Below are 25183 nucleotides of genomic sequence, written 5' to 3'. Positions count from 1 at the left end.
CACTGCGCTGCGCTTCGTTGCAGTCGGCCGGGATGCCGGGATGCATTGGCCCCCTCAGCACTCCGGCACGTTCACCGCGAGGCCGCCCTGAGACGTCTCCTTGTATTTGGACTGCATGTCCGCCCCCGTCTGGCGCATGGTCTCGATGACCTGATCCAGCGAGACCAAGTGCACCCCGTCCCCCCGCAGCGCGAGGGAGGCGGCGGCGATGGCCTTGTTGGCGCCGAAGGCGTTGCGCTCGATGCAGGGGATCTGCACCAGCCCGCCGATGGGATCGCAGGTCATGCCGAGGTGATGCTCCATGGCGATCTCGGCGGCATTTTCGATCTGCGCCGGGCTCGCCCCGAGCACGCAGGCGAGCCCCGCCGCGGCCATGGCGGCAGCCGAGCCGACCTCGCCCTGGCAGCCCACCTCCGCGCCGGAGATGGAGGCGTTGCGCTTGATGAGCGCGCCCACCGCCGCAGCCGTCAGCAGGAAGTCGCGCAATTGGGCGTGGGTGGTGTCCGGGCAGATGTCGCGCACATAGCGCAGCACCGCCGGCACGATGCCCGCCGCGCCATTGGTGGGGGCGGTGACGATGCGCCCGCCCGCCGCGTTCTCCTCGTTCACCGCCATGGCGAAGACGGAGACCCAATCCATGATCTCGTGCGGCGGCCGGCGATTGGCGAGCCGGTCCGCCTCCAGCTGGTCGCGGATGGCCTTGGCCCGCCGCCGCACGCGCAGCCGGCCGGGCAGGGTGCCCTCCTGCGCGATGCCGCGATCGATGGAGGCGAACATGGCGGCGAGGAGCGCATCCAGCTTCTCCTCCACCTCGTCCGCCGGGCGCAGCGCGCATTCGTTCGCCATCTGCAGGCCGGCGATGGAAAGGCCGGTGCGGGCGCAGGCGGAGAGAAGCTCGGAGGCCGTGGCGAACGGGTGGGGCACCTCCGCCGCCTCCGGCTCGCGCGCTTCGCCCTCGGCCACCACGAACCCGCCGCCGATGGAATAGAAGACCTGTTCGCCGATGAGCGCGCCGTCTTCGCCATAGGCGCGGAAGCGCATGGCGTTGGAGTGCAGCGGCATCAGCGTGTCGAAATCGAAGATGAGATCGGCCTCGGGATCGAAGGCGATGCGCGCGCCGCCCACCTCGATGGATTTGCGGATGGTGAGCCGCGCCACCAGCGCCGGCACGTCGTCCGGATCCAGCGTCTCCGGCCGCGCTCCCATCAGGCCGAGCGCGACGGCGCGGTCGGAGCCGTGGCCCTTGCCGGTCCAGGCCAGCGAGCCGAACAATTCGGCGGTGATGCGGGCGGTGCCGGCGGGGAGCGCTTCCCGGAAGCGGCGGGCCGCCACCATCGGCCCGACCGTGTGGGACGAGGACGGCCCGATGCCGATCTTGAACAGGTCGAACACGCTGGTCATCCGGCGCCCTCCGGGGTCGGCGGCCTATTCTATCGCTGTCTCAAGGACTTGTCGCGCCCGTCTTGACCCGTTGACGCACCGGGGCGAAGCTTCATCATGCTGGCTGGCGGGGGCGCCTGCTCGTCCCCTTGCGACTTTCGTCTGGAACAGATGCGACACGTGCTCTCTGCCCGTCCCGGCCCGTCCGCCAAGCTCAGGGTGGGGTTCGTGCTGCTGCCGAACTTCACGCTGACGGCGTTTTCCAGCTTCGTGGACGTGCTGCGCCTCGCCGCCGACAAGGGCGACCGCTCGCGCCCCATCGACTGCTCCTGGCAGGTGATGAGCCCGCGCCTGCGCCCCGTCCGCTCCTCGTGCGGCATCGACATCCAGCCGACTTCGGACCTCTCGGACCCGCGCGCGTTCGACTACATCGTGGCGGTGGGCGGGCTGCTGCGTGGGGTGCCGGGACAGGCCGATCCGCTGGGGGAGTATCTGAAGCGCGCGGCGGCGGCGGGGGTGCCGCTGATCGGGGTCTGCACCGGCTCGTTCCTCCTGTGCCGGCTGGGGCTGATGGCGCAGCGCAAATGCTGCGTGAGCTGGTATCACTACCGCGATTTTCTGGACGAATTCCCCACCCTCGTGCCGGTGGCGGACCAGCTCTTCGTGGTGGACGGCGACCGCATCACCTGCTCGGGCGGGGCGGGCGTGGCGGACCTTGCCGCGCGGCTCGTCACCGAGCATCTCGGCGCGGCCACCGCCCAGAAGGCGCTGAACATCCTCCTCATCGACCGCCCCCGCGCCGCCGAGAGCGCCCAGCCGGCGCCGCGCCTCGCGGAAGGCACGGTGGACGATGCCCGGGTGTCCCGCGCGCTCCTCATGATGGAGCAGAACCTCGCCGAGCCGCTGGCCATCGCCGCCATCGCGGATGCGCTGGGATTAAGCGTGCGCCAATTGGAGCGGCTGTTCGCGGATCGCCTCAGCGAGAGCCCGCAGGAAAGCTATCTGGCGCTCAGGCTGCGCCATGCGCGGTGGATGCTGGCCAATACGCGCTTTTCCGCCGCCCGCATCGCCGCCGACCTCGGCTTCGCCGATGGCTCCCATTTCGGCCGCGCCTTCAAGGCCCGCTTCGGCGTCACCCCCGCAGCCTTCCGCCGCACGGCCGCGCCCCCCGCCCGCACCGCGGGCGACGGCGAAGGGCGGGTGTTCGAGGCGCCGTAGGCGCCCCTATGCCTCCGGCACGTTGCGCTCCAGCTCGGCGAGCCACACGCCGGGGCCGCTGTCGGAGGGCTGGCGCCAGTCGCCGCGCGGGGAGAGCGAGCCGCCGGAGGAGATCTTCGGCCCGTTGGGCAGCGCCGAGCGCTTGAACTGGCTCACGAAGAAGCGCGAGAGGAACACCTTCATCCAGCGGCGGATTTCGGGAAGGTCGTAGGCCGGCTTCTCGGCCTCCGGAATGCCTTGCGGCCAGCGGCCTTTTCCAGCATCTGCCCAGGCGTGCTCGGAGAGGAAGGCGATCTTGGACGGCGGGTAGCCGTAGCGGGTGAGGTAGTAGAGCGTGAAGTCCTGGAGCGGGTAGGGGCCGATGATGCTCTGGGTGGACTGGATGGTGCCGCCCGCGCTCGCCGGCACCAGCTCCGGCGAGATCTCGGTGGCGAGGATGGCGTGGAGGATGCTGGCGGTCTCCTCGCTCACGTCCCCCGAGGCGGCGACGAAGCGGATGAGGTGCTGGATCAGCGTCTTCGGCACCGAGGCATTGACGTTGTAGTGGGACATCTGGTCCCCGACGCCATAGGTGCACCAGCCGAGCCCCAGCTCGGAGAGGTCGCCGGTGCCCACCACCAGGCCGCGATGGTGGTTGGCGAGGCGGAAGAGATAATCCGTGCGCAGGCCCGCCTGCACATTCTCGAAGGTCACGTCATAGGCCGCCTGCCCCTCCGCGAAGGGGTGGCCGAGGTCCGCCAGCATCTGGCGGGCGGCGGGGCGGATGTCGATCTCCTCGGCGCTGACGCCGAGCGCGCGCATCAGCGCCCAGGCATTGCCCTTCGTCTCGTCGGAGGTGGCGAAGCCCGGCAGGGTGTAGGCCAGCACGTTGGAGCGGGGATGGCCGACGCGGTCCATGGCGCGCACCGCGACGATGAGCGCCTGCGTGGAATCAAGCCCGCCCGAGACGCCGATCACCACCCGCGACATGCCGGTGGAGGCGAGACGCTGGGCGAGGCCCTGCACCTGGATGTTGTAAGCCTCGTAGCAGTCTTCGCGCAGCCGCGCCGGATCGTTGGGCACGAAGGGGAAGCGCGCCACGTCGCGGTTGAGGCGCACGGGCTCGGCCGGCGGCTCATAGGCGAAATGGGCGGTGCGGAAGGGCGGGGCGCTGTCGCGCTCCAGCCGCGCGCAGTCGCCATAGGTGTTCAGGCGCATCCGCTCCTGCCGCAGCCGGCCGAGGTCGATGTCCGCCACCGCCATGGTGGCGTCGGGGGCGAAGCGCTCGGCCTCGGCGAGGGTGTCGCCATACTCAAAAATGGCGGCGTGCCCGTCCCAGGCGAGGTCGGTGGTGGATTCCCCCGGTCCCGCCGCCGAATAGGCATAGGCGGCAACGCAGCGGGCGGATTGCGAGCCGCACAGCAGCCGACGGGATTCCGCCTTGCCGATGGTGATGTTGCTGGCGGAGAGGTTCAGCAGAACTTCGGCGCCCGCGAGCGCGCCGCGCGTGGAGGGCGGCAGGGGCACCCACACGTCCTCGCAGATCTCCACGTGGAAGGTGAAGGGCACTTCCCCCTCCGAGCGGAACAGGAGGTCCACCCCGAATGGCACCTCCGCGCCGAGCAGCGCCATATAGCCGCCGTGCTCGTCGAGGCCGGGGGTGAAGTGGCGGCGCTCGTAGAACTCGCGGTAGTTGGGCAGATAGCTCTTCGGCACCACGCCGAGGATGGTGCCGGCGTGGATCACCACCGCCGTGTTGTAGAGCCGGCTTTGATGGCGGAGCGGCGCGCCCACCACCAGCACCGGGGAGAGATCCTGCGAGGCGGCGACGAGGGTCGCGAGCGCGCCCTCCACTGCATCCAGCAGCGGCGCCTGGAACAGGAGGTCGTCGATGGCGTAGGCGGACAGGCCGAGTTCCGGGAACAGCATCAGCGCGGTGCCGGCCTCATGGCCCTGCGTCGCCATCTCCAGCGTCTCGGCAACGGCGAAATTCGGGTCCGCGACGGCCCCGCGCGGCACGCAGGAGGCGATGCGCAGGAAGTCGTGGCGGTAGAGGCAGCGGAAGTCTCGCATCGTGTCCCTGTCGTCCGGAAGCGCGCGGCGGGCGCGGCGAAAATCAGTCCGGAGCATAGGGCGCGGGCCGGCGATTGCCAGCGAAAGGGCACGGCGGGGGTGCCCGCCCCGGTGAGGCCGGGGGCGGGCGGGTCCACGCCGTGTCGCGTCGGGGAGGCGGCTCAGCCGGCGGTCGCGGCGATGCCGTCGCCGACGCGGTAGGGGCCGGGCGGCCAGGTGCCGTTCACGGCGAAGTCGCCGACGATGCGCTCGCGATAGACACGCGGATTGTGGGAGGACAGGGTGCGGGCGTTCCGCCAATGGCGGTCGAGGCCCACCCCGCGCCGCGCCGAGGAGGCGCCCAGCGCGTCGAACAGGTCGGAGGTGGCACCGAGGATGAGGGAGGTCACCACCGTGACGCCCTGGTTCACCTCGAGATCGGCCACCGCGACGGAAATGTCCTGCCCTTCAGACGTCTCCCGCTCGCGCGTGTCGTAGGCCCGCTGCAGCGCCTCGGCGGCCTTCAGCACCACCGCGCCCGCTCCGTAGGCGCTGGCGCGCACCTTGCCGACGATCTGGAGGATCTGCGGATCGGCGCCCGCGCGGTCGGCATTGCCGTGGCTGAACACGCGCTTGCGCGCCGAGACGAGCCGCGCCACGTCGCCCGCCGCCGCCCGGCCGATGCCGGCGAGGGTGGCGAGGTGGACGAGCTGGTAGAAGGCGACCGAATAGCGGAAGCGCTTGCGCTGCGGGTTGAGGTGCTCGTCCGAGAGGGTCACGTTGTCGAACGTCGCCGTGCCCGAGGCGGTGAGCTGCTGGCCGAAGCCGTCCCAGTCGTCCACGATGCGCACGCCGGGCGCGCTGGTGGGCACCTGGGCGAGGATGAAGTTGCCCTCCTCGTCCTCGGCGCCGAGGTTGATCCAGTCGGCGAAGAGGGAGCCGGTGGTGTAGAATTTCTGCCCGTCCAGCCGCAGCCGGTCGCCGTCGCGCACGATGCGGGCGTTGAAGTGACCGACCGCATTGTCGGCCCCCTCGGTGAAGCCGCTGCCGGAGGTTTCCTTGGCCGCGATGCGCTTCACCCAGCGGTCGCGATAGTCCTTGAAGGGCGAGTTCAGCACCTCCTCGGTGAAGCCGAAATGGGCGCGCAACGCGTTGGTGACGTTGCTGTCGGCTTCCGACAGCTCGATCAGCAGGTTGAACAGCTCAGGCAAGGTGGCACCGAAGCCGCCTTCGTCCTTCGGCAGGCGCAGGGTGGTGAAGCCGGCCGCCTTCAGGGCGTCGATCTCGGCGCGCGGCAGGCGGTGCGTCTGCTCGCGCTCCACTGCGCTCTCGCGGATATCGCGGAAGATGGGGCGGAACCGGCTCGCCAATTCCTCGTAGCGGTCGGTGGGGCCGGCGCCCCAGGCGTCTTCGATCTGGCTCATGGAATGAAAGGTCCTCGAAAGCAAACGGGCAGCTCGGCGGCAGACGGGCGGAGACTGGCCGGAAAGGGGCGCGATGCGTGTGCCGGCCAATCGGTGCCGGCCAGTCTACGACCGCAAAAAAGTTTGTCTATCAAATTAATGGAAAATAGTGCCGGACGAAGGCGGACACGCGCCGGGCGCGCCGCCGCCCCGCGACCGGGCCGGCGGTGCTCCGCGTTCAAGGCGCGGGGCTGCCGTGCAACTGGTACAGGGCGTCGATGCGGTCCTCGATCTCCGGCGTGATGGTCACGTCGAGCGAGCCCAGATTTTCCTCGAGCTGCGCGAGGGTGGTGGCGCCGATGATGTTGGCGGTCACGAACGACCGGCTGGTGACGAAGGCGAGGGCAAGCTGCGCCGGGCTCAGGCCCACCTCGCGCGCAAGGGCCACATAGGCGCGAACCGCCTCTTCGGTACCGGGCTTCTCATAGCGCTGGGCGCGATTGAACAGCGTCTTGCGGGCGCCGGCGGGAAGGGCGCCGTCCAGATATTTGCCGGTGAGGAAGCCCTGCGCCAGCGGCGAATAGGCGAGCAGGCCCACCCCCTCGCGCTGGTGGAATTCGGCGAGGCCGGTCTCATAGACGCGGTTGACGAGGCTGTAGGCGTTCTGCACCGAGGCGACGCGCGGGCCGATGCCTTTTTCCGCCGCGGCGAGGAAGGCGGAGAGGCCCCAGGGTGTCTCGTTGGAGAGGCCGATGTGGCGCACCTTGCCGGCCTTCACCAGCCCATCGAGGGCGGCCAGCGTCTCGGCGATCGGCACTTCCGGGCCATCGCCGCCGCCCCGCGCGCGGGTGGTGGCGCGCTGGCCGAAGAGGGGCACGGCGCGGTCGGGCCAATGGATCTGGTAGAGGTCGATGTAATCGGTGCCGAGGTGCTTCAGCGAGCGCTCGACGGCCTCGTTGATGTTCTTCGCATCGAGCCGCGTGGTGCTGCCGTCGGCGCGGAAATAGGTGGCGTCGGAGCGGCCCACCACCTTGGAGGCAATCACCACCTTGTGGCGGCCGCCGCGCGCCTTCAGCCAGGACCCGATGATGCGCTCGGTGGCGCCCTGCGTCTCCGCCTTGGGCGGGATGGGATAAAGCTCGGCGGCGTCGATGAGCGTGATGCCGCGATCGCGGGCGAGGTCGAGTTGGGCGTGGCCCTCGGCCTCGGTGTTCTGCTGGCCGAAGGTCATGGTGCCGAGCGCGATGGACGACACCGAGATGCCGGTGCGCCCGAGGGGGCGATATTCAAGCATGGGGGAATGGGAATCCAGGGGAGGGGTTGGCGCGGAGGGTGGCCGCGCCGGGGGGCTGCGTCAATGCGGGAAGGGCACGCCGTGGCGCTCGGCGATCAGTTCCAGGATGCGGCGGGTGTCGGTGACGAAGCGGTACGTGCCGTAGGCCTGCGCGTCCGCCGGAATGGGCGCTGCATCGCCGAGGATGAGCACGGGCAGGCCCTGATTGTCCGGCCCCAGCAGCGCCACCACCTCGGCCCGTGGTCGCAGGAAGGACACGCGCTTCACGGTGATGCGGCTCGCGAGGCCCGGATTGCTCGCCAGCACCCCCTCGATCTGATTGCAGTCGGGGCAGAAATAGCGCCGGCCAGGCTTCTGGGGGTCGGTGAAGCCGGGGGCGAGGAGGATGAGGAAGTCGCGGCTCATGGGGAGGGGCTGTCCGGTGGCAGGGAAAACCTGGGCTGATGAAAAAGGCGGGCCCGCGCGGGTGAGGCGCAGGCCCGGAAGGCGGGGAGGAAGCAAAGAAAGGGTCAGGCGGTGCCGGCGGTGAAGGCCTCCAGCGGCTCGCCCTCGACGATGCTGGACGGCCGCCCGTCCACGCCCACGGGCACGTCGCCCTTGAGGGTGATGCGGAAGAGCTGGCGGTCGAAGTCGAGGGCATAGATGTCGCGCGGGGCGAGGTGGGCGGTGGTGCGGTTGTCCCAGAAGGCGATGGAACCCGGCCGCCAGCGGAACCGCACGGTGAATTCCGGCCGGGTGATGTGCTCGAACAGCAATTCGAGCAGTTGCTGGCTCTCGCGCGGGGTGAGGCCGGTGATGCTCTTGAGGAAGGACGGGCTGACGAACAGTACCCGCTCGCCGGTCTCCGGGATGACGCGCACCAGCGGGTGCTCGCTCACCAGCGGACGACGCTTGTTCTTCTCCTTGAAGTCGGCGGTGCCGGCCTGCCCCTCGGGCGGGGCGAAGGCGTGGATGCCGCGCAGCGTGTCCACGAAGCCGCGCAGGGTGGGCGACAGCGCCTCATAGGCCACCGCGAGGTTGGTCCAGAAGGTGTCGCCGCCATAGGGCGGGATGGTGACGCCGCGCAGGATGGAGGCGGCGGGCGGGTTTACCGCGGCGGTCACGTCCGTGTGCCAGCCGGTCCAGGGGCGGATGAGCGGCTCGCCGGTGTGGCGCGTGGCGAAGCGGTCGCGGCTGATGGAATAGACCTGCGGATAGCCCTCCACGAAGCCGAACACCGGATGCCCGATGGTGGGCGCGCCGAAGGCCGAGGCCAGCGCCACATGCTCGGCATGGGTCAGGGGCTGGTCGCGGAAGAACACCACCTTCCACTTGAGCAGCGCGGCGCGGATCTCGTCGACCACCTCCGGCGCCAGCGGGCGGGAGAGGTCCGGCGCCTCGATCTCCGCGCCGATGTGGCCGGTGAGGGGATGAACGGCGATGTGGCGCGGCGGCAGATCGGCGAATCCGCTTTGGCTGGAGGAGACGGGCGCGGCGCTCGGCATCGGTTTTCCTTTCGTGGCAAGCGGTTGGTCGCGCTGAGGATCGGCGCGGCGAGCGCGCCGGACGGCCCCGACGCGGGCGGCACGACCATATTCTATCTTTTTCATAGATTTTATCAAAAAATAATTGACGCGTTGAAGCCGGACCATATCGTTGGGTCTCGCGATGCCCGCATCGCGCCCCCCATCGCACAGGAGACCCGGCATGGCCCCGCCGACCGCTGACGCATTCTTGTCCCTCGCCTTGCGCCCGCGTCGGGCGGTCCTGAAGGGGCTTCTGGCGGCAGCGTGTGTGCTGGGCGCGGCGGCGGGAGCGCCTGTGCTGGCGGCCGATTCTCAGAGCGCCCCCCAGCCCGTGCGCGGCGGCGTGCTGCGCTTCCTGGTGGAGCACGAGCCCTCCACGCTGGTGACCATCGCCCACACCGCCGGCCCGACCCAGCGCGTCTCGCCCAAGGTGACGGAGGGCCTCCTCACCTACGATCTCGACTTCAACCCGAAGCCGGCGCTGGCGACGGAGTGGAGCGTGAGCCCGGACGGGCTCACCTACACCTTCAAGCTGCGCGAGGGCGTGAAGTGGCACGACGGGCGGAACTTCACCGCCGATGATGTGGCCTATTCCATCCAGCTCCTGAAGGAAGGCCACCCGCGCGGCCGCGCCACCTTCGCCTCGGTGACGGCGGTGGAGACGCCCGACCCGCACACCGCCATCATCCGCCTGTCGAAGCCGGCGCCCTATCTGCTCACTGCGCTCGACGCCAATGAATCCCCCATCATCGCGAAGCACATCTACGAGGGCACCGATCCGCTCACCAACAAGAACGGCGCTGCGCCCATCGGCACCGGCCCGTTCATCTTCAAGGAATGGGTGCGGGGCAGCCACATCATCCTGGAGCGCAATCCCGATTACTGGGACGAGGGCAAGCCCTATCTCGACCGCGTGGTCATCCGCTTCATCGCCGACCAGAGCGCACGCTCGGCGGCGTTCGAGGCGGGCGAGCTCGATCTCGCTGGCGGCCCGCCCGTGCCCTATGCCGACCTCGCCCGCGTCTCGGCCCTGCCGGGGCTCGGCGCGGAGACGCGCGGCTATGAATATGCCGGGCGGATGACCCAGCTCTATTTCAACTTTGAGCGGCCCATCCTGCAGGACAAGCGGGTGCGCCTCGCCATCGCCCACGCCATCGACCAGCAGAAGCTCCTGGACGTGGTCTATTACGGCTACGGTGCGGTGGCGCCCTCGGTCATCAGCCCCAAGCTGAAGGCCTTTTACGATCCCGCGCTGGAGCCCTACGGTTTCGATCTGAAGGCCGCCAACCGCCTGCTCGACGAGGCCGGCTATCCGCGCAAGGCGGACGGCACACGCTTCCCCCTGAGGCTCTACGCCAACCCCTTCAATACCCAGGCGGCCGGCGATTTCGTGAAGCAGGCGCTGGCCAAGGTCGGCATCCCGGTGGACTTCCAGTTCTTCGATTTCTCCACCTACATCCAGAAGACCTATACCGGCCGTGACTTCGACCTGACGCTGGAATCCCTGCAGAACCTGTTCGATCCCACGCTCGGCGTGCAGCGCACCCTGTGGTCGAAGAACTTCCGCGTGGGCCTGCCTTTCTCCAACGCCTCCCACTACGCCAATCCCGAGGTGGACCGGCTGCTGGAGGCAGCGGCCATCGAGCCCGATCCGGTGAAGCGCCGCCAGCTGTGGCTGGATTTCCAGAAGGTGGTCTATGCGGACGTCGCAGCCCTCGGCCTCATCGCCACCGATGGCGTCACCATCTTCAACAAGAAGGTGAAGAACCACACCATCGGTGTCACCGGCGTCGATGCCTCCTTCGCCGACGTGTGGATCGAGAAATGATCCCGCGTCGGCTGCCCCGCATCCTGAAAGCCGTGCGGCGCACCGCGCTGCAGGCGGTGCCGACCGTCATCGGCATCCTCATCCTCAACTTCTTCCTGCTGCGGCTGACACCGGGCGACGCGGCCGATGTGCTCGCCGGCGAGGCGGGCGCGGCGACGGTGGAAACGCTCGCCGCGCTGAAATCGAAGTTCGGGCTGGATCTGCCGGTGCTTCAGCAGCTCGCGTCCTATCTCAACAACCTCGCCCATTTCAGCCTCGGCGTGTCGCCGCGCTACAACCAGCCGGTGGCGGAACTGATCGCCGCCCGCCTGCCCAACACTCTGAGCCTGATGGGCCTCGCCCTCGTCTTCGCGCTCGTCATCGGCATCACGCTGGGCGCGCTCATGGCCAGCTTCGCCGGGCGGACCACGGACCGGGTGCTGAGCGTCGTGGCGCTGCTGTTCTATTCCATTCCGGGCTTCTGGATCGGGCTGATGCTCATCGTGCTGTTCTCGGTGAAGCTCGGCTGGCTGCCCACCGGCGGGGCCGAGACCATCGGCGCGAACCTCACCGGCTGGGACGCCGTGCTGGACCGGGCGCGCTACCAGATCCTGCCGGCCTTCTCCCTCGCGCTCTTCTACGTGGCCATCTACGCCCGCCTCACCCGCGACGACATGATCGAGGTGCGCGCGCAGGACCATGTGCGCACCGCCCGCGCCAAGGGCCTTTCTCCCTTCGCCGTGACCCGCGACCACGTGCTGCGCAACGCCCTCATCCCCGTCACCACCATGGCCGGCATCCACCTCGCCGGCCTCATGGGCGGGGCAGTGGTGGTGGAAACGGTGTTCAGCTGGCCCGGCCTCGGCCGGCTCGCCTACGAGGCAGTGATGGGGCGGGATTTCCACGTGCTGCTCGGCATCCTGCTGTTGTCGTCGCTGCTGGTGGTGGCGGTGAATGCGGCCATCGACATCCTTCAGGCGTGGCTCGACCCGCGCATCGAGGTGCGCTGATGCACGGCGCGGACACCTTCCCCACCGGCGCGCTCGCGACCGATGCCGAGGACCGCGCGGCGGCTGCCGGCCTCGGCGCCGAGCGCGCGCCCGTCCCGCCGCCCGAGCCGCCGGATTTCTGGCCCAACGTCCATGCACCGGATGCCGCGCGCACGGTGACGGCGGAGGTGGCAAGGCTCGCGCCCGTGGGGCGCCGCCATGCGCTCCTCGTGTTCCTCTCCAATCCCACGGCGGTGGCGGGCCTCCTCATCCTCGCCGTCGTGGTGGGGGCGGCGCTGGCCGCCCCCTTGCTCTTCCCCGACGATCCGCTGGAGATGGCCGGCAGGCCGCTGCAGTGGCCGGGCCAGAACCCGCGTTTTCCCTTGGGCACCGATGCGCTGGGGCGCGACGTGCTCGCCGGCCTCGTGCATGGGGCGCGTGTGAGCCTGCTGGTCGGCGCCTCGGCGACGCTGGCGGGGCTTTTGGCCGGCATTCTGGTGGGGCCACGGCGGGCTATTTCGGCGGCCTGGTGGACGATGGGCTCTCCAAGCTCATCGAGATCTTCCAGACGGTGCCGGGCTTCATCCTGCTCATCGTGCTGGTGGCCATCGCCCAGCCCTCGGTGCCGGCCATCGCGCTCGCCATCGCGGCGGTGTCGTGGCCGCAGGTGGCGCGCCTCGTGCGGGCGCAGTTTCGCGCCATCAAGGAAAAGGATTTCGTCGCCGCCGCGCGGGCGCTGGGCTTCGGGCACGCCCGCATCATCTTCCGCGAGATCCTGCCCAATGCCCTGCCGCCGGCGATCGTGCTCGCCTCCGTCACGGTGGCCACCGCCATCCTCATGGAAAGCGCGCTCTCCTTCATGGGGCTCGGCGATCCCAACGTGGTGAGCTGGGGCTCCATGATCGGTACCGGCCGCGATCTCCTGCGTACGGCCTGGTATCTCAGCGCCATCCCCGGGGTCGCCATCGTGCTCACCGTGCTGTCGCTGAACCTCATCGGCGACGGCCTCAACGAGGCGCTCAATCCGCGCCGCGGCGGGGAGGGCTGAATGGCGCCGCTCATCGACGTGCGCGACCTCTCCATCGCCTTCCCGCGGGCCACTCCGGTGCGCGGCCTCTCCCTGACCGTCAAGGCGGGCGAGACGGTGGCTCTGGTGGGCGAGAGCGGATCGGGCAAGTCGCTCACCGCCCTCGCGCTGATGCGCCTGTTGCCCGACGCGGCGCGCATCGCCTCCGGCGAGATCCTGTTCCGGGGCCGCGACGGCGGGGTGACCGACCTTGCCCGGCTGGAGGATCGCGCGCTGCGGCAGGTGCGCGGGCGGGACATCGCCATGGTGTTCCAGGAGCCCATGACCTCGCTGAACCCGGTGCTCTCCGTGGGCCAGCAGGTGGCCGAGGTGGTGCGCCTCCATGAAGGCCTCTCCCGCCGCGCCGCTTCTGCCCGCGCCGTGGAACTGCTCGACCTCGTGCGCATCCCCGAGCCCGCACGGCGGGTCGGGGACTATCCCCATGAACTTTCCGGCGGCATGAGGCAGCGGGTGATGATCGCCATCGCGGTCGCCTGCGCCCCGCGCCTGCTCATCGCCGACGAGCCCACCACGGCCCTCGACTTGACCATCCAGGCGCAGGTGCTGGACCTGCTCGATGCGCTGCGCCGCGACCTCGCCATGGGCCTCCTGCTCATCACCCACGATCTCGGTGTGGTCGCCGAATGGGCGGACCGGGTGGCGGTGATGTATGCCGGCCGCAAGGTGGAGGAAGCGCCCTTCGAGACCCTGTTCGGCGCGCCGCTCCACCCCTACACGCGGGGGCTTCTGGCCGCCTCGCCGCGGCTCGACGCCGGCCAGCATTATTCGGCCGGCGCGCTCGCCGAGATCGCCGGCTCCATCGCCTCGGCGGCGGGGGAAGAGGGCTGCGCCTTCGCCCCGCGCTGCCCGAACGCGCGGGCGCTGTGCCGGGCCGCCTCACCGGCACTGGAGGCCGTGGCGCCGGGCCATCTCGTCGCCTGCCCCGTCACCACGGTGGCCGCGCAAAGGGAGGCGCGCCATGCCCTTGCTTTCGGTTGAGAACCTCCACGCCGGCTATGAGTCCGGCGGGCGCCTGCTGCGGGCGGTGGACGGCGTCTCCTTCGCCGTGGCGCCGGGCGAGACGGTGGGCCTCGTGGGGGAGAGTGGCTGCGGCAAGTCCTCCCTCGCCAAGGTCATCATGCGCCTCGTGGCGGCCACCTTGGGACGGGTGGTGTTCGACGGGGTGGACGTGGGTGGCCTCGAAGGCGCGCCCTTGAAGGCCTATCGCCGGCAGGCGCAGATCGTGTTTCAGGACCCGTTCGCCTCGCTCAATCCGCGCCAGTCGATCGCCGACATCCTCACCGCGCCGCTGGCGGTCCACAACCTCGTGCCGCGCGGCGAGCGCCTGAAGGCGGCCGGCGATGCGCTGGAGCGGGTGGGCCTGCCGCGCGAGGCGTTGGCGCGCTTTCCGCATGAATTCTCCGGCGGCCAGCGCCAGCGTCTCGGCATCGCCCGTGCGCTCATCCTCTCGCCGCGCCTCGTCATCTGCGACGAGCCGGTCTCGGCCCTCGACCTCTCCATCCAGGCACAGATCCTGAACCTGCTGGCGCGGCTGAAGGCGGAGCTGGGGCTCTCCTATCTCTTCATCTCGCATGATCTTTCCGTCGTGCGCTATTTCGCCGACCGGGTGCTGGTGATGTATCTCGGCCGCATCGTGGAGACGGGCTCCTGGCAGTCCATCTTCGCCCGCCCGCTGCATCCCTACACGCGCGCGCTGATCGAAGCGGTGCCGACGCCCGGACGGCGGCGCCATGCCGCCCCGCTTTCCGGTGACCTGCCGAGCGCGCGCAACGTGCCGCCCGGCTGCCGCTTCCATCCGCGCTGCCCGCTCGCCACCCCGATCTGCACCACGTCCGACCCGGCGTTTCGCCCTCTCGGGGCCCGCCGCGCCGTCGCCTGCCATCACGCGCCCGAAGAGGCGCTCCACTGAGGATTTCGCCCATGACTGCGCACGCCTTCCCGAAAGCGCCCGCGACGCCGCCGGACTATCGCTATCTCGGCCGGAGCGGCCTCAAGGTGCCGAAGCTCGCGCTGGGTACCATGATGTTCGGCGGGCCCACCGACGAGGCCACCTCCCACCGCATCATCCACAAGGCCAAGGAACAGGGCTTCTTCTTCCTCGACACGGCCGACGCCTATCAGAACGGCCGCACCGAGGAGATCGTCGGCCGCGCCATCCGCGAGGATCGGGACGCCTATGTGCTCGCCACCAAATTCGCCAATCCGGGCGGCGCCGGGCCGAACCGACAGGGTATCTCGCGCAAGTGGATCATCGAGGCGGCGGAGGCGAGTCTCAGGCGCCTCGGCACCGATTACATCGACATCCTCTATTTCCACCGCGCCATCTTCGACGCGCCTTTGGGCGAGGCGGTGCGGGCGGTGGCGGACCTCGTGAAGGCGGGGAAGGTGCGCTATTTCGGCGTCTCCAACTTCCGCGGCTGGCGCATCGCCGAGGTGGCGCATCTCGCCGACCAGTTCGGCATCGACCGGCCGGTGGCCAGCCAGCCGCTCTACAACATCGTGGACCGCACGGCGGAGGTGGAGCAGCTTCCCGCCGCCCAGCATTACGGCCTCGGCGTGGTGACCTACTCGCCGCTGGCGCGCGGTGTGCTCACCGGCAAATACGCCCCGGGCGCGGCGCCGGATGCCGACAGCCGGGCGGGGCGGGGCGACCGGCGCATTCTGGAGACGGAGTGGCGCGCGGAGTCCATCGATATCGCCGAAACCATCGCCCGCCACGCGGCGGAGGCCGGCATTCCCGCGGCGACGTTTGCCCTCTCATGGGTGCTGAACAACAGCCTCGTCACCTCGGCCATCGCCGGGCCGCGCACGGAAGCCCAGTGGGACGATTACGTCGCCGCCCTCGACTATGGCTTCACCGCCGCCGACGAGGCGCTGGTCGCCTCCCTCGTGCCGGACGGGCATGTCTCCACGAAATTCTACACCGACCCCAGCCATCCCGTGGAAGGCCGGGTGCCCCACACCGGCGGCGCCGATGCGGCTGCGCGGGTGCAGGAGCGCGCTGAAGCGCGTGTGGCCGCCCGCGTCGGCTGAAAAAAACCGAATGTTCTGCCCCTTCACGCCTTGAGCGATCACAGGAGAGATCCCAATGGCACTTATCTCGACCCCCGCCCCGCAGGCCCGCCGGCAGCTCGTCCTCAACCTGTTCATCTATCCCGGCGGCCATCATGAGGCCGGCTGGCGTTATCCCGGCGCGCGGCCGGACCGGCTGCTGGACATCACCTTCTACCAGGACCTCGCCCGCTCGGCCGAGGCGGCGAAGCTCGATGCGGTGTTCTTCGCCGACGGGCCGGCGCAGGTGGACAACATCCGCTACGCCTCGCGCTTCCGGCTGGAGCCGCTCACCTGGCTCTCGGCCATCGCGGCGGCCACCACCCATATCGGCCTCATCGGCACGGCCTCGACCACCTATTACGAGCCCTACAATCTCGCCCGGCTCTATGCCTCGCTCGATCATCTCTCCGGCGGGCGCGCGGGCTGGAACATCGTCACCACCGCCGTGCCGCAGGCCTCCGCCAATTTCGGCCTCGCCGAGACCCCGAGCCATGCCGAGCGCTACGCCCGCGCGGCGGAGTTCGTGGACGTGGTGACCAAGCTCTGGGACAGCTGGGAGGACGACGCCCTCGTGGCCGATCCCGTCTCCGGACTGTTCGCCGATGATGCCAAGATCCACCCCATCGAGCATGTGGGCCGCCACTACCGGGTGAAGGGCGCGCTCAACACCCCGCGCACGCCGCAGGGCCGTCCCGTCTATGTGCAGGCCGGCTCCTCCGACGACGGGCGCTCGTTCGCGGCGCGCTATGCGGAAGCCATCTTCACCGCCCATCAGACGGTGGAGAGCGCCAAGGCCTTCTATGCCGACATCAAGAAGCAGGCGGCGGGCCTCGGGCGCAATCCGGACCATGTGAAGATCCTGCCCGGCATCAGCCCCTATATCGGCTCCACCGAGGCGGAAGCGCGTCAGCTGCACGAGGCGTTCAGCGACCTCATCCAGCCGGAATATTCCATCTCGCAATTGAAGCAGATCACCGGCGTGGACTTCTCCGGTCACCCCCTCAATGCGGTGGTGGAGCTGGACGCCTTCAAGGACGTCGGCCCCGCCAAGCAGGTGGCGAGCCGCTTCCAGCTGGTGGTGGACATCGTGCGGCGGGAGAAGCCGACGCTGCGCCAGCTCATCGACCGCCTCGCCGGGGCGCGCGGCCATTATGTGGTGGTCGGCACGCCCGAGAAGATCGCCGACGAGATCCAGCTCTGGTTCGAGAGCGGCGCGGCGGACGGCTTCAACGTGATGCCGCCGTGGTATCCCGCCGGCTTCGACCTCTTCGCCTCGCAGGTGGTGCCCATCCTGCGCAAGCGCGGGCTGTTCCGCACGGAGTACACCGGCCGGACGCTGCGTGAGCATTACGGCCTGCCGCGGCCCGGGAGCCAGTTCGCCGAGGCGGCGCGCGCCACCGCCTGAGGCTTCGCCTTTTCCGTCGCGCCCGTCCGCTCCCCAGGCGGGCGGGCACGGATCCGGCCCCTTTCCCGGTCGCTCGGGGGAGGGGCCGGGGCTCTTTCCGTCCTCCTGCGAGGTCCGTCATGTCCGCTCTCGCCGCCCCGTCCGATGCCCCGCTCCTGCGCGGCCCGCTCGACTTTCCCGACAGCCCGCTCTCCCGCTCGGCCCGCCAGCCGCTGATGCTGGGCTTGTTCCTGAACCTTCAGGACATCCACTTTTCCGATCATCCCACTAGCAACAGCTGGACCTACGACTACAATTCCGCCCTCGTGCAGAAGGCCGACGCGCTGGGCTTCGACATCGCCTTCTCGCGCACCCAGTGGCTGCCCAAGGGCGGCTATGACGGGGAGGCCTCGCTGGACAGCTTCGTGGCCTTGGGCGCGATGGCGGCGACGACGAAGAACATCCTGCTCATCTCGACCCTGCATGTGCTCTACGGGCCGTGGCACCCGCTGCACATCGCCAAGATCGGCGCCACCTTCGACCACATCTCCAAGGGGCGCTGGGGCATCAACATCGTCACCGGCCATCGCGCCATCGAGCACGAGATGTTCGGCTGGAACCGCATCGAGCATGATCGCCGCTACGACATGTCGGGCGAATTGTTCGACGTGCTCCACCGCCTGTGGAGCGACACGGAGAATTATTCCGTCGAGGGCCGGCTGAACCCGTGGAAGATCGTCAACGGCTACATCACGCCGAAGCCCCTCTATGGCCGCCCCATCCTCGTCACCGCTACGGGCTCGGAAGCCGGCATCGACTTCGCGGCGGGCCATTCGGACCTCGTTTTCCTCACCTCGCCCGGCGGCGCGCATATCGAGAGCGCGCTCGAGACGCTGCCGGCGCACATCGCCGCCATCAAGGGGCGGGCGCGGGCGAAGGGGCGGGAGGTGAAGGCCATCATCAACCCCATCATCGTCAGCCGCGACACCTCGGCGGAGGCGCATGACTATGCCCGCGCCATCGCCGCCGGGGTGCCGGCGCCCACCCACACGTCCTTCGGCCATCGCGGCTATGACAGCGATGCGGTGGCCTGGCTCGGCCGGCGCGATGCGAAGCACAAGCAGGGGCTGAACCTCGGCGGCAACATCGAGATCATCGGCTCGCCCGAAGAGGTGGTGGACCAGCTCGCCGCGCTGAAGAAGACCGGCATCGACGGCGTGCAGCTCAACTTCTATGACTTCGCCGCCGACCTTGACCATTTCGCCACCGCCATCCTGCCCCTGCTGAAGCAGGCCGGCCTGAGGCTGTGACGCTCATCTGTTCCCAACCAGAGGATTTGCCCCATGACCATTGCCGTTGCACCGCGCCAGAGCGAGCACCCCGTCGAGCCCCTGTTCCTGGAGCGCTGGTCGCCCCGCGCCTTCACCGGGGAGGAGATCCCGGCCGCCGAGCTGAAGTCCATCTTCGAGGCCGCGCGCTGGGCGCCGTCCAGCTTCAATTCCCAGCCCTGGCGCTTCCTCTATGCGCGCCGTGGCACGCCTGAGTTCGCGACCTTCCTCGGCCTGCTCAACCCGTTCAACCAGCAGTGGGCGCAGAATGCGGCGGTGCTCATCATCGCGGTGTCGGCGCGCACCTTCGTGCGGCCGGGGACGAGCGATGTGATCGTCGCGCGCAGCCATTCGTTCGACACCGGCGCGGCCTGGGCCAACCTTGCGCTGCAAGCGACGAAGCTCGGCTGGCACGCCCACGGCATCGGCGGCTTCGATGTGGAGAAGACCCGCACGGAGCTGAAGGTGCCGGACGATTACGAGGTGGAGATCGCCATCGCGCTCGGCCGCCGCGGCGACAAGTCCCTGCTGCCGGAGAGCTTCCACAAGGGCGAGACCCCGAGCGGCCGCCGCCCGCTCGACGAGACCATATTCGAGGGCGCCTTTCCGGCGGCGTGACCCTTAAAAGAAATGGCCCCGCCGGTGCGGAGGGGCCATCATCTCGTGGCGTAAGACGCCGGATCAGTGGAAGCCCTCAGAAGAAGCCTTTCGCCGGCAGCGGCGTGCCCTTCACCAGCAGCTCGCCGATGGCCTTCGCCTTGTAGCTCGAAGGATTGTGCGAGGCGATGGTGCGGGCGTTGCGCCAGTGGCGGTCGAGGTTGACGGCCCGTTCGGTGGCCGAGGCGCCGCCGGTCTCGAACAGTAGAGAGCCGGACTTCAGGGCAAGATCGTCCACCACCAGCTTCGCCTGCGCCGCCGCCTTCGCCGCCTCTGCGGCGAGCGCCTGCGCGTCCTCGCCGCGATCCCGGGCATCGCTCGCGCGGTCCAGCGTCTCCGCCGCCGCGAGGATCACCGCCTCTGCGGCAAAGGCGTTGGCCGCGAGCTGACCCACGGCCTGATGCAGGAAGGGGTCGTCGGCGGGGGTGGGCACCGGCGCATAATAGAAGCTGCGCTTGCGCCGCTTCACCAGAGCGATGGCATCCTCCAGCGCGCCGCGCGTGATGCCCGCCACCACGGTGGTGAGGAAGAGCTGCGCCTGCGTGTTGGAATAAGCGAGGCCGTAGCCGAGGCCGGGGGTGTCGAACACCGCTTCGTCGGCCTCCACCCGCACGTTGTGGTAGCGCGTGGTGCCCGAGGCGGTGAGGCGCTGGCCGGCGCCGTCCCAGTCGTCCACGATCTCGATGCCCTCGCGCCGCGTGGGGATGATGACCGCCGCCACCCGTCCGTCCGCGGTCGCCGCCCGGATCAGCATGGAATCCGCGAAGAGGGTGCCCGTGCTGTAATACTTCACGCCATTGAGGCGGAAGCCGTCGCCCTCGGGATCAAGCCGCGTGTCGGGCGCGAAGCCGCCGGCCGGCTTGTCGCCGGATTCGGTGGAGGCGAGGCCGAAGATGCCGCCCGCCGCCACCTCCTTCTGCCAGCCCCTGCTCTTCGCATCGTAGGGCCGGCGGGCATATTGCTCGGCCACCGTGAAGTGGTTGCGGAAGATGTGCGCCACGTTGGCGTCGGCCGCCGCGAGGTCCAGCGCCAGCTTGTAGGTCTGGCGGAAGGTCGCGCCCGCCCCGCCGTCCGCCTCCGCGAGCCTGAGCGCGCCGAAGCCGGCTGCTTTCAAGAGATCAACCGCCTCGAACGGCAACACCCGGTCGCGCTCGCGCTCGCTGGAGCCGGCGCCGATCTGTGCGAACAGGTCGCGCCAGTCGGCGGGATCGGCCGAGCGGCGCGCGGTGGGCCCCGGGGGCGCGGCAGGGGGGAGAGGGATGACGGGCTTGTTCATGGCGGTTCCCGGCGTCGGAAGGGGCATGTCGAAAAGGGGATAGACACTGCCGGCGAGGTATGCAAATTAATTCTATAAGTTTTATGGAATATAGAAAGCGCGCCGATCAGAAGGCCACGCATTCACGTCCCGGCTTGTGCTGGGACGCTGGGTTCGCGCGCGCTTCCGCCCCTTCATGAACCAGGATCGATCCATGACCTCCCGCTTCCGCTCCCCCTTCGCGGCCCTCCTCTTCTCGGGCCTCGCCCTGTTCGCGCTCGGCACGAGCGCCAATGCGCAGGCGCCGTCCGCCGCCGCCGACAAGCCGCTGAAGATCGGCGTTTCGGCCGGCCCCTACGGCGACATCCTGCGCGAGGCGGCCAAGCTCTCGGCCGAGCAGGGGGTGAAGGCGGAGATCATCGAGTTCACCGACTGGAACCAGCCCAATGCGGCGCTGCAGGCCGGCGACATCGACCTCAACAACTTCCAGAACCGGCCCTATCTCGCCAATCAGGTGAAGACGCGCGGCTACAACATCGTTGCCCTGGATGAATCCATCCTCGTGCCCGCCGGCATCTACTCGAAGAAGTATGCGAGCTTCGCCGATATCCCGGCGGGCGCCAAGATCGCCATTCCCAACGATCCCACCAACGGCGGGCGCGCGCTGCTGCTGTTCCAGAAGGCCGGCCTCATCAAGCTGAAGGCGGGTACGAGCCTGCCGAGCGTGCTCGACGTGACCGACAATCCGAAGAAGCTGCAGATCGTCGAGATCGACGCCGCCCAGCTCCCGCGTTCGCTGGACGACGTGGCCGCCGCCTTCGTCTCCTCCAACTATGCCTATCTCGCCGGCCTCCAGCTGAAGAACGCGCTGATCGCCGAGACGACCGTGGAAGAGGCCAAGCCCTTCTTCACCCTCGTCTTCGCCGTGCGGGAGGATCGCAAGGATGACCCGCGCATCGCCAAGTTCATCCAGATCTACCGCTCCCAGCCGGTGAAGGATTTCACCCTCGCCAAGTTCAACGGCAGCCTCATCCCCACCTGGTGAGCGCCTTCCGCTGCAATTGATCGAGGAGCGTGACCCATGAACCCGCCCGCCGCCCGCCCGTCCCATCTCTCCCTCGCGCCGGCCGTGCCGGAGCGGGTGGACTGGATCGCCCGCGCCCAGAGCGTCGCCGATGCCCTGGCCCCCGATGCCGCCGAGCGCGATCGCCTTGGCGCCTCGCCCCGGCGCGAACTCGCGCTGCTTCGCGAGGCAGGACTGCTCGAACTGCTCTACCCGACCGAGCACGACGGGGGCGGCGGATCGTTCGCCGACGCGCTCCTCGCCGTGCGGGTGATCGGGCGGGCGGATGCCTCCATCGCCCAGTTGCTCGCCTATCACTATCTCCACCTCACCAATGCCCTGTGGCGGGCGCGCCCCGAGCAGGCGGCGGCGCTGGCGCGGGCGTCGGTGGCGGGACGCTGGTTCTGGGGCGGCGCCTCCAACCCGCGCGATCCGGAATCGCGGCTGGCGGAGGGGGCGGACGGCTATCGCCTCACCGGCCGCAAGACCTTCGCCTCCAACGCGGCGCTGGCGGATATCATCACCCTGCGTGCGCAGCTGGGTGAGGGCTTCGCCGTGCTCGTCGTGCCGGGCGACCGGGAGGGCGTGACCCACGGCAACGACTGGGATGCCTTCGGCCAGCGCCTGTCCGAGAGCGGCACCATCACCTTCGCCGATGTGAAGATCGGCCGCGACGAAATCCTCGGCGATCCCGCCGCCCCGCCGCCGCCGCGCACCAGCCTCGTGGTGCCGTTCCACCAGCTGCTGATCGTCAATTTCTACATCGGCATCGCCGAGGGCGCGCTCGGCGAGGCGAACCGCTACATCCGCGAGGTCTCCCGGCCGTGGCAGGCCTCCGGCGTCGAGGCGGCGCGGCTCGACCCCTACATTCTTGAGCATTACGGCAATCTCGATGTGGAGCTGCGCGCCTCCATCGCGCTGGCGGACGTGGCCAATGCGCGCTTCGAGGCGGCGGCCGCTCTGGGCAATGCCATCACCCCGGACGAGCGCAATCTCGCCGCCGCCGCCATCTATGCGGCGAAGGTGCATTCCAGCCGCACGGCGCTGGAGGTGACCTCCCGCATCTTCGAGCTGATGGGCGCCCGCGCCACCGCCGGCCATTACGGCTACGACCGCTTCTGGCGCAACATCCGCACCCACACCCTGCACGATCCGGTGGTCTACAAATCCCGCGAGGTGGGCAATTACGCCCTCAACGGCGTCATCACGCCGACCCCGCTCTACAGCTGAGGGCGGATGCCATGACCACCAAGCCGCTCAACCGCGACATCCGCTTCAACGCCTTCAACATGGCCTCGCCCGGCCACACCTGGGCGGGGCTGTGGGCGCATCCGCGCGACCGCGCCTTCGACTACAACAGCCTCGATTACTGGATCGACCTCGCGGTGATCGCCGAACGCGGCCTGTTCGACGGCGTGTTCATCGCCGACGTGTTCGGCGTCTACGACGTCTATGGCAACAGCCCGGACGCGGCGCTGATCTCCGCCGCGCAGACGCCGGACATCGACCCCTCATTGGTGGTGCCGAGCATGGCGCACGCCACGAAGCACATCGGCTTCGGCGTCACCGCCAATCTCACCTACGAGCACCCCTACCAGTTCGCCCGCCGCTTCGCGACGCTGGACCATCTCACCAAGGGCCGCGTGGGCTGGAACATCGTCACCGGCTATCTGGACAGCGGCGCCCGCGGCATGGGCGACAAGCAGAACCGCGACCATGACACCCGCTACGAGGCGGCGGAGGATTTCCTCGCCGCCGTCTACAAGCTCTGGGAGGGCAGCTGGGAGGAGGGGGCCGTGCGCCGCGACCGCGCCGCCCGCGTCTTCACCGACCCGTCCAAGGTCCACCGCATCCGCCACAACGGCCCTTACTACCAGGTCGATGGCATCCAGCTCGCCGAGCCCTCGCCCCAGCGCACGCCGGTGCTCTATCAGGCGGGCACTTCGGGCCGGGGACGGCTGTTCGCGGCGAAGCATTCGGAGGCCATCTTCCTCAATGGCCAGACCCGCCCCATCCTCGCCGAGGCGGTGCGCGCGGTGCGCACGGCGGCGGCGAGCTTCGGCCGCGATCCCTACGACATCCGCATGTTCCCCGGCGCGACGGTGATCGTCGCCCCCACCCGCGCCGAGGCCTTCGACCGGCTGGCGGAGTATGCCCAGTATGTGGACACGGCCGGGCAGCTGGCGCTGCTCTCCGGCTGGACGGGCGTGGACCTCTCCACCCTCGATCCGGAGGAGGCCATCTCCTACGTGAAGAGCAATGCCATCCAGTCCACGCTGGAAAACCTCACCTTGCGCAGCGCCGAGCCGCTGAAGGTGAAGGACCTCGCCACCCTCTCCGCCACCGGCGCCCGCGCGCCCTTCATCGTCGGTTCCCCCGGCGAGGTGGCGGACGAGATCATCTCCTGGGTGCGCGATACGGACGTGGACGGCTTCAACCTCAACCGGCTCGTCTCCCACGAAACGCTGGCGTCGTTCGTGGACCTCGTGGTGCCGGAGCTTCAGGACCGCGGCGTCTACAAGACGTCCTACGATGAGGGTACCCTGCGCGAGAAGCTGTTCCGCCGCGGTCCCCTCCTGCCCGACACCCACCCCGCCGCCGGCTTCCGCCGGAACGCGGCGGCCGTCGCCGAGAAGCCGCGCGCCACGGCCTGATCGCATTCGGGCGCCGTTCGCGGCGCCGTCCCATGGAGCTTGCCCGCATGACCGACACTGCCGCCGCCGGCGCGACCCTCGCGCCCGATGAAGCCGCCGCCGCCCGCGCCCTGCTGGAGGCCCGCTACGGCGCGGCCGAGGCGCCGGCCTCGATCCTCCTCAACGACACCATCGCCGGCCTCTTGAGCCACCGCAGCGTGCGCGCCTTCACACAGGAGCCCCTGCCGGAGGGACTGCTGGAAACGCTGGTGGCGGCGGCGCAGTCGGCGCCGTCCTCCTCGAACCTCCAGACCTTCAGCGTGGTGGCGGTGGAGAACCCGGCCACCAAGGCCCGCCTCGCCGAGATCGCCGGCGGGCAGAAGCATGTCATCGAGGCGCCGCTGGTGCTGGTGTGGCTCGCCGACCTCGCGCGGCTGGAGGAGATCGGCCGTCGCAACGCCCACCCGACCGACGCGCTGGGCTTTCTGGAGACCCTGTTTGTCGGCTTCATCGACGCCGCTCTGGCGGCGCAGAATGCGCTGATAGCGCTGGAATCTCTCGGCCTTGGCGGCGTCTATCTCGGCGCGCTGCGCAACCGGCCGGTGGAACTCGCCGAACTGCTGGGCCTGCCGCCCAACGTGGTGGGCGTGTTCGGCCTCGCCATCGGCCATCCCGATCCCGACCGGCCGGCGGATGTGAAGCCGCGCATCTCCCAGCGCCTCGTGCTCCACCGCGAGCGGTATGACGCGAGCCTGCCGCAGGATGCGCTGGACCATTACGAAGAGGCGCTGAAGGCCTTCCAGAAGGGCCAGAAGATCCCCGAGATCGGCTGGATCGCCGCCGCTTTGCCGCGCGTGAAGGGCGCCTCCTCCCTCGCCGGCCGGGACCGCATCCGCGATGCGCTCACCGCGCTGGGCTTCGGCCTGCGCTGAGCGCGGAGGCGCGCGCAATATTCCGTACGGCTACGCGCAGCCACCGCAGCACCCGTCATGGCCGGGCTTGTCCCGGCCATCCACGTCGGCGGGCCCGAACAGGTTTTCGTCTGTACTCAATGGGTTGACCGCGCGGCCGACGCAAGGCGTGCGGCCGCGTGCG

20 protein-coding genes and 1 pseudogene are annotated in these 25183 nt (G+C 69.5%); 14 read left to right on the top strand and 7 right to left on the bottom strand.

Features of this window, described 5'->3' with window-relative positions:
- Positions 1 to 54 precede the first annotated feature (54 nt).
- Positions 55 to 1401 (bottom strand): L-serine ammonia-lyase, encoded by a 1347-nt coding sequence (locus ACT535_RS14930; RefSeq protein WP_476365005.1) that lies wholly within the window; start codon positions 1399 to 1401, stop codon positions 55 to 57.
- Between the two features lie 150 nt (positions 1402 to 1551).
- On the opposite strand from ACT535_RS14930, the gene ACT535_RS14925 reads away from it, so the two are divergent.
- Positions 1552 to 2598, top strand: coding sequence for a GlxA family transcriptional regulator (locus ACT535_RS14925; RefSeq protein ID WP_476365004.1), 1047 nt, complete (start codon positions 1552 to 1554; stop codon positions 2596 to 2598).
- Positions 2599 to 2604: 6 nt separating this feature from the next.
- Here ACT535_RS14925 and ACT535_RS14920 read toward each other — a convergent pair whose 3' ends face one another.
- The 5 genes from ACT535_RS14920 to ACT535_RS14900 all read right to left on the bottom strand — a co-directional run bounded on the left by ACT535_RS14920 (position 2605) and on the right by ACT535_RS14900 (position 8810).
- Entirely contained in the window at positions 2605 to 4650 is a 2046-nt protein-coding gene (locus tag ACT535_RS14920; RefSeq protein ID WP_476365003.1) for an NAD(+) synthase, read from the bottom strand.
- A 161-nt stretch (positions 4651 to 4811) separates the two neighbouring features.
- Complete coding sequence (locus ACT535_RS14915; RefSeq protein WP_476365002.1) at positions 4812 to 6053, bottom strand: acyl-CoA dehydrogenase family protein; 1242 nt, start codon at positions 6051 to 6053, stop codon at positions 4812 to 4814.
- Between the two features lie 217 nt (positions 6054 to 6270).
- Entirely contained in the window at positions 6271 to 7326 is a 1056-nt protein-coding gene (locus ACT535_RS14910; protein WP_476365001.1) for an aldo/keto reductase, read from the bottom strand.
- Between the two features lie 60 nt (positions 7327 to 7386).
- Positions 7387 to 7731 (bottom strand): DUF3088 domain-containing protein, encoded by a 345-nt coding sequence (locus ACT535_RS14905; protein WP_281807731.1) that lies wholly within the window; start codon positions 7729 to 7731, stop codon positions 7387 to 7389.
- Between the two features lie 104 nt (positions 7732 to 7835).
- Positions 7836 to 8810: a TauD/TfdA dioxygenase family protein gene (locus tag ACT535_RS14900; RefSeq protein ID WP_476365000.1), complete on the bottom strand. Its 975-nt coding sequence runs from the start codon at positions 8808 to 8810 to the stop codon at positions 7836 to 7838.
- A gap of 202 nt (positions 8811 to 9012) precedes the next feature.
- Between ACT535_RS14900 and ACT535_RS14895 the strand changes: the two genes are divergently transcribed.
- The 9 genes and pseudogenes from ACT535_RS14895 (at position 9013) to ACT535_RS14855 (ending at position 19098) form a co-directional block, all read left to right on the top strand.
- The gene (locus ACT535_RS14895) at positions 9013 to 10659 is read left to right on the top strand and encodes an ABC transporter substrate-binding protein (RefSeq protein WP_476364999.1); all 1647 of its coding nucleotides are present in this window, start codon (positions 9013 to 9015) and stop codon (positions 10657 to 10659) included.
- Entirely contained in the window at positions 10656 to 11648 is a 993-nt protein-coding gene (locus ACT535_RS14890; protein WP_476364998.1) for an ABC transporter permease, read from the top strand. The genes ACT535_RS14895 and ACT535_RS14890 overlap by 4 nt, the downstream gene beginning before the upstream one ends.
- Positions 11648 to 12675: pseudogene (locus tag ACT535_RS14885) on the top strand (ABC transporter permease). The gene ACT535_RS14890 and the pseudogene ACT535_RS14885 overlap by 1 nt, the downstream one beginning before the upstream one ends.
- Complete coding sequence (locus tag ACT535_RS14880) at positions 12676 to 13692, top strand: ABC transporter ATP-binding protein (protein ID WP_476364997.1); 1017 nt, start codon at positions 12676 to 12678, stop codon at positions 13690 to 13692.
- Entirely contained in the window at positions 13673 to 14623 is a 951-nt protein-coding gene (locus ACT535_RS14875; RefSeq protein ID WP_476364996.1) for an ABC transporter ATP-binding protein, read from the top strand. The genes ACT535_RS14880 and ACT535_RS14875 overlap by 20 nt, the downstream gene beginning before the upstream one ends.
- Before the next feature lie 11 nt (positions 14624 to 14634).
- Positions 14635 to 15747 carry an aldo/keto reductase gene (locus ACT535_RS14870; protein WP_476364995.1) on the top strand — a complete coding sequence of 371 codons (1113 nt, stop codon included), beginning with the start codon at positions 14635 to 14637 and terminating at the stop codon, positions 15745 to 15747.
- 55 nt (positions 15748 to 15802) lie between these two features.
- Positions 15803 to 17173, top strand: coding sequence for an LLM class flavin-dependent oxidoreductase (locus tag ACT535_RS14865; protein WP_168459117.1), 1371 nt, complete (start codon positions 15803 to 15805; stop codon positions 17171 to 17173).
- Between the two features lie 119 nt (positions 17174 to 17292).
- A complete protein-coding gene (locus ACT535_RS14860; protein WP_476364994.1) occupies positions 17293 to 18462 on the top strand; it encodes an LLM class flavin-dependent oxidoreductase in 1170 nt (389 codons plus the stop codon).
- Between the two features lie 33 nt (positions 18463 to 18495).
- Positions 18496 to 19098, top strand: a complete 603-nt coding sequence (locus ACT535_RS14855) for a nitroreductase family protein (protein WP_476364993.1) — start codon at positions 18496 to 18498, stop codon at positions 19096 to 19098.
- Positions 19099 to 19174: 76 nt separating this feature from the next.
- On the opposite strand, the gene ACT535_RS14850 is transcribed toward ACT535_RS14855, so the two are convergent.
- A complete protein-coding gene (locus ACT535_RS14850; protein ID WP_476364992.1) occupies positions 19175 to 20413 on the bottom strand; it encodes an acyl-CoA dehydrogenase family protein in 1239 nt (412 codons plus the stop codon).
- A gap of 193 nt (positions 20414 to 20606) precedes the next feature.
- Between ACT535_RS14850 and ACT535_RS14845 the strand changes: the two genes are divergently transcribed.
- Genes ACT535_RS14845 through ACT535_RS14830 form a run of 4 tightly spaced genes read left to right on the top strand, consistent with a single transcriptional unit; the run spans position 20607 to position 25020 of the window.
- On the top strand, positions 20607 to 21437 hold the full coding sequence (locus tag ACT535_RS14845; RefSeq protein ID WP_476364991.1) for a MetQ/NlpA family ABC transporter substrate-binding protein: 831 nt from the start codon (positions 20607 to 20609) through the stop codon (positions 21435 to 21437).
- A gap of 36 nt (positions 21438 to 21473) precedes the next feature.
- Positions 21474 to 22685, top strand: coding sequence for an acyl-CoA dehydrogenase family protein (locus tag ACT535_RS14840; protein ID WP_476364990.1), 1212 nt, complete (start codon positions 21474 to 21476; stop codon positions 22683 to 22685).
- Between the two features lie 11 nt (positions 22686 to 22696).
- Positions 22697 to 24109: an LLM class flavin-dependent oxidoreductase gene (locus ACT535_RS14835; RefSeq protein ID WP_476364989.1), complete on the top strand. Its 1413-nt coding sequence runs from the start codon at positions 22697 to 22699 to the stop codon at positions 24107 to 24109.
- A 47-nt stretch (positions 24110 to 24156) separates the two neighbouring features.
- Complete coding sequence (locus ACT535_RS14830; RefSeq protein WP_476364988.1) at positions 24157 to 25020, top strand: NADPH-dependent oxidoreductase; 864 nt, start codon at positions 24157 to 24159, stop codon at positions 25018 to 25020.
- Positions 25021 to 25183: the final 163 nt, after the last annotated feature.

The sequence above is a fragment of the Xanthobacter sp. DMC12 genome (assembly GCF_056314105.1).
The sequence above is the reverse complement of the archived record's forward strand: the minus strand, read 5'-3'. Positions and strand labels throughout refer to the sequence as shown.

Bases quoted from the DNA above. Each gene is read 5' to 3' on its own strand.
- ACT535_RS14890 (WP_476364998.1), top strand. From the start codon at position 10,656: ATGATCCCGCGTCGGCTGCCCCGCATCCTGAAAGCCGTGCGGCGCACC.
- ACT535_RS14840 (WP_476364990.1), top strand. From the start codon at position 21,474: ATGAACCCGCCCGCCGCCCGCCCGTCCCATCTCTCCCTCGCGCCGGCC.
- ACT535_RS14880 (WP_476364997.1), top strand. From the start codon at position 12,676: ATGGCGCCGCTCATCGACGTGCGCGACCTCTCCATCGCCTTCCCGCGG.
- ACT535_RS14875 (WP_476364996.1), top strand. From the start codon at position 13,673: ATGCCCTTGCTTTCGGTTGAGAACCTCCACGCCGGCTATGAGTCCGGC.
- ACT535_RS14835 (WP_476364989.1), top strand. From the start codon at position 22,697: ATGACCACCAAGCCGCTCAACCGCGACATCCGCTTCAACGCCTTCAAC.
- ACT535_RS14860 (WP_476364994.1), top strand. From the start codon at position 17,293: ATGTCCGCTCTCGCCGCCCCGTCCGATGCCCCGCTCCTGCGCGGCCCG.
- ACT535_RS14845 (WP_476364991.1), top strand. From the start codon at position 20,607: ATGACCTCCCGCTTCCGCTCCCCCTTCGCGGCCCTCCTCTTCTCGGGC.
- ACT535_RS14865 (WP_168459117.1), top strand. From the start codon at position 15,803: ATGGCACTTATCTCGACCCCCGCCCCGCAGGCCCGCCGGCAGCTCGTC.
- ACT535_RS14930 (WP_476365005.1), bottom strand. From the start codon at position 1,401: ATGACCAGCGTGTTCGACCTGTTCAAGATCGGCATCGGGCCGTCCTCG.
- ACT535_RS14895 (WP_476364999.1), top strand. From the start codon at position 9,013: ATGGCCCCGCCGACCGCTGACGCATTCTTGTCCCTCGCCTTGCGCCCG.
- ACT535_RS14900 (WP_476365000.1), bottom strand. From the start codon at position 8,810: ATGCCGAGCGCCGCGCCCGTCTCCTCCAGCCAAAGCGGATTCGCCGAT.
- ACT535_RS14905 (WP_281807731.1), bottom strand. From the start codon at position 7,731: ATGAGCCGCGACTTCCTCATCCTCCTCGCCCCCGGCTTCACCGACCCC.
- ACT535_RS14850 (WP_476364992.1), bottom strand. From the start codon at position 20,413: ATGAACAAGCCCGTCATCCCTCTCCCCCCTGCCGCGCCCCCGGGGCCC.
- ACT535_RS14870 (WP_476364995.1), top strand. From the start codon at position 14,635: ATGACTGCGCACGCCTTCCCGAAAGCGCCCGCGACGCCGCCGGACTAT.
- ACT535_RS14855 (WP_476364993.1), top strand. From the start codon at position 18,496: ATGACCATTGCCGTTGCACCGCGCCAGAGCGAGCACCCCGTCGAGCCC.
- ACT535_RS14830 (WP_476364988.1), top strand. From the start codon at position 24,157: ATGACCGACACTGCCGCCGCCGGCGCGACCCTCGCGCCCGATGAAGCC.
- ACT535_RS14920 (WP_476365003.1), bottom strand. From the start codon at position 4,650: ATGCGAGACTTCCGCTGCCTCTACCGCCACGACTTCCTGCGCATCGCC.
- ACT535_RS14915 (WP_476365002.1), bottom strand. From the start codon at position 6,053: ATGAGCCAGATCGAAGACGCCTGGGGCGCCGGCCCCACCGACCGCTAC.
- ACT535_RS14925 (WP_476365004.1), top strand. From the start codon at position 1,552: ATGCGACACGTGCTCTCTGCCCGTCCCGGCCCGTCCGCCAAGCTCAGG.
- ACT535_RS14910 (WP_476365001.1), bottom strand. From the start codon at position 7,326: ATGCTTGAATATCGCCCCCTCGGGCGCACCGGCATCTCGGTGTCGTCC.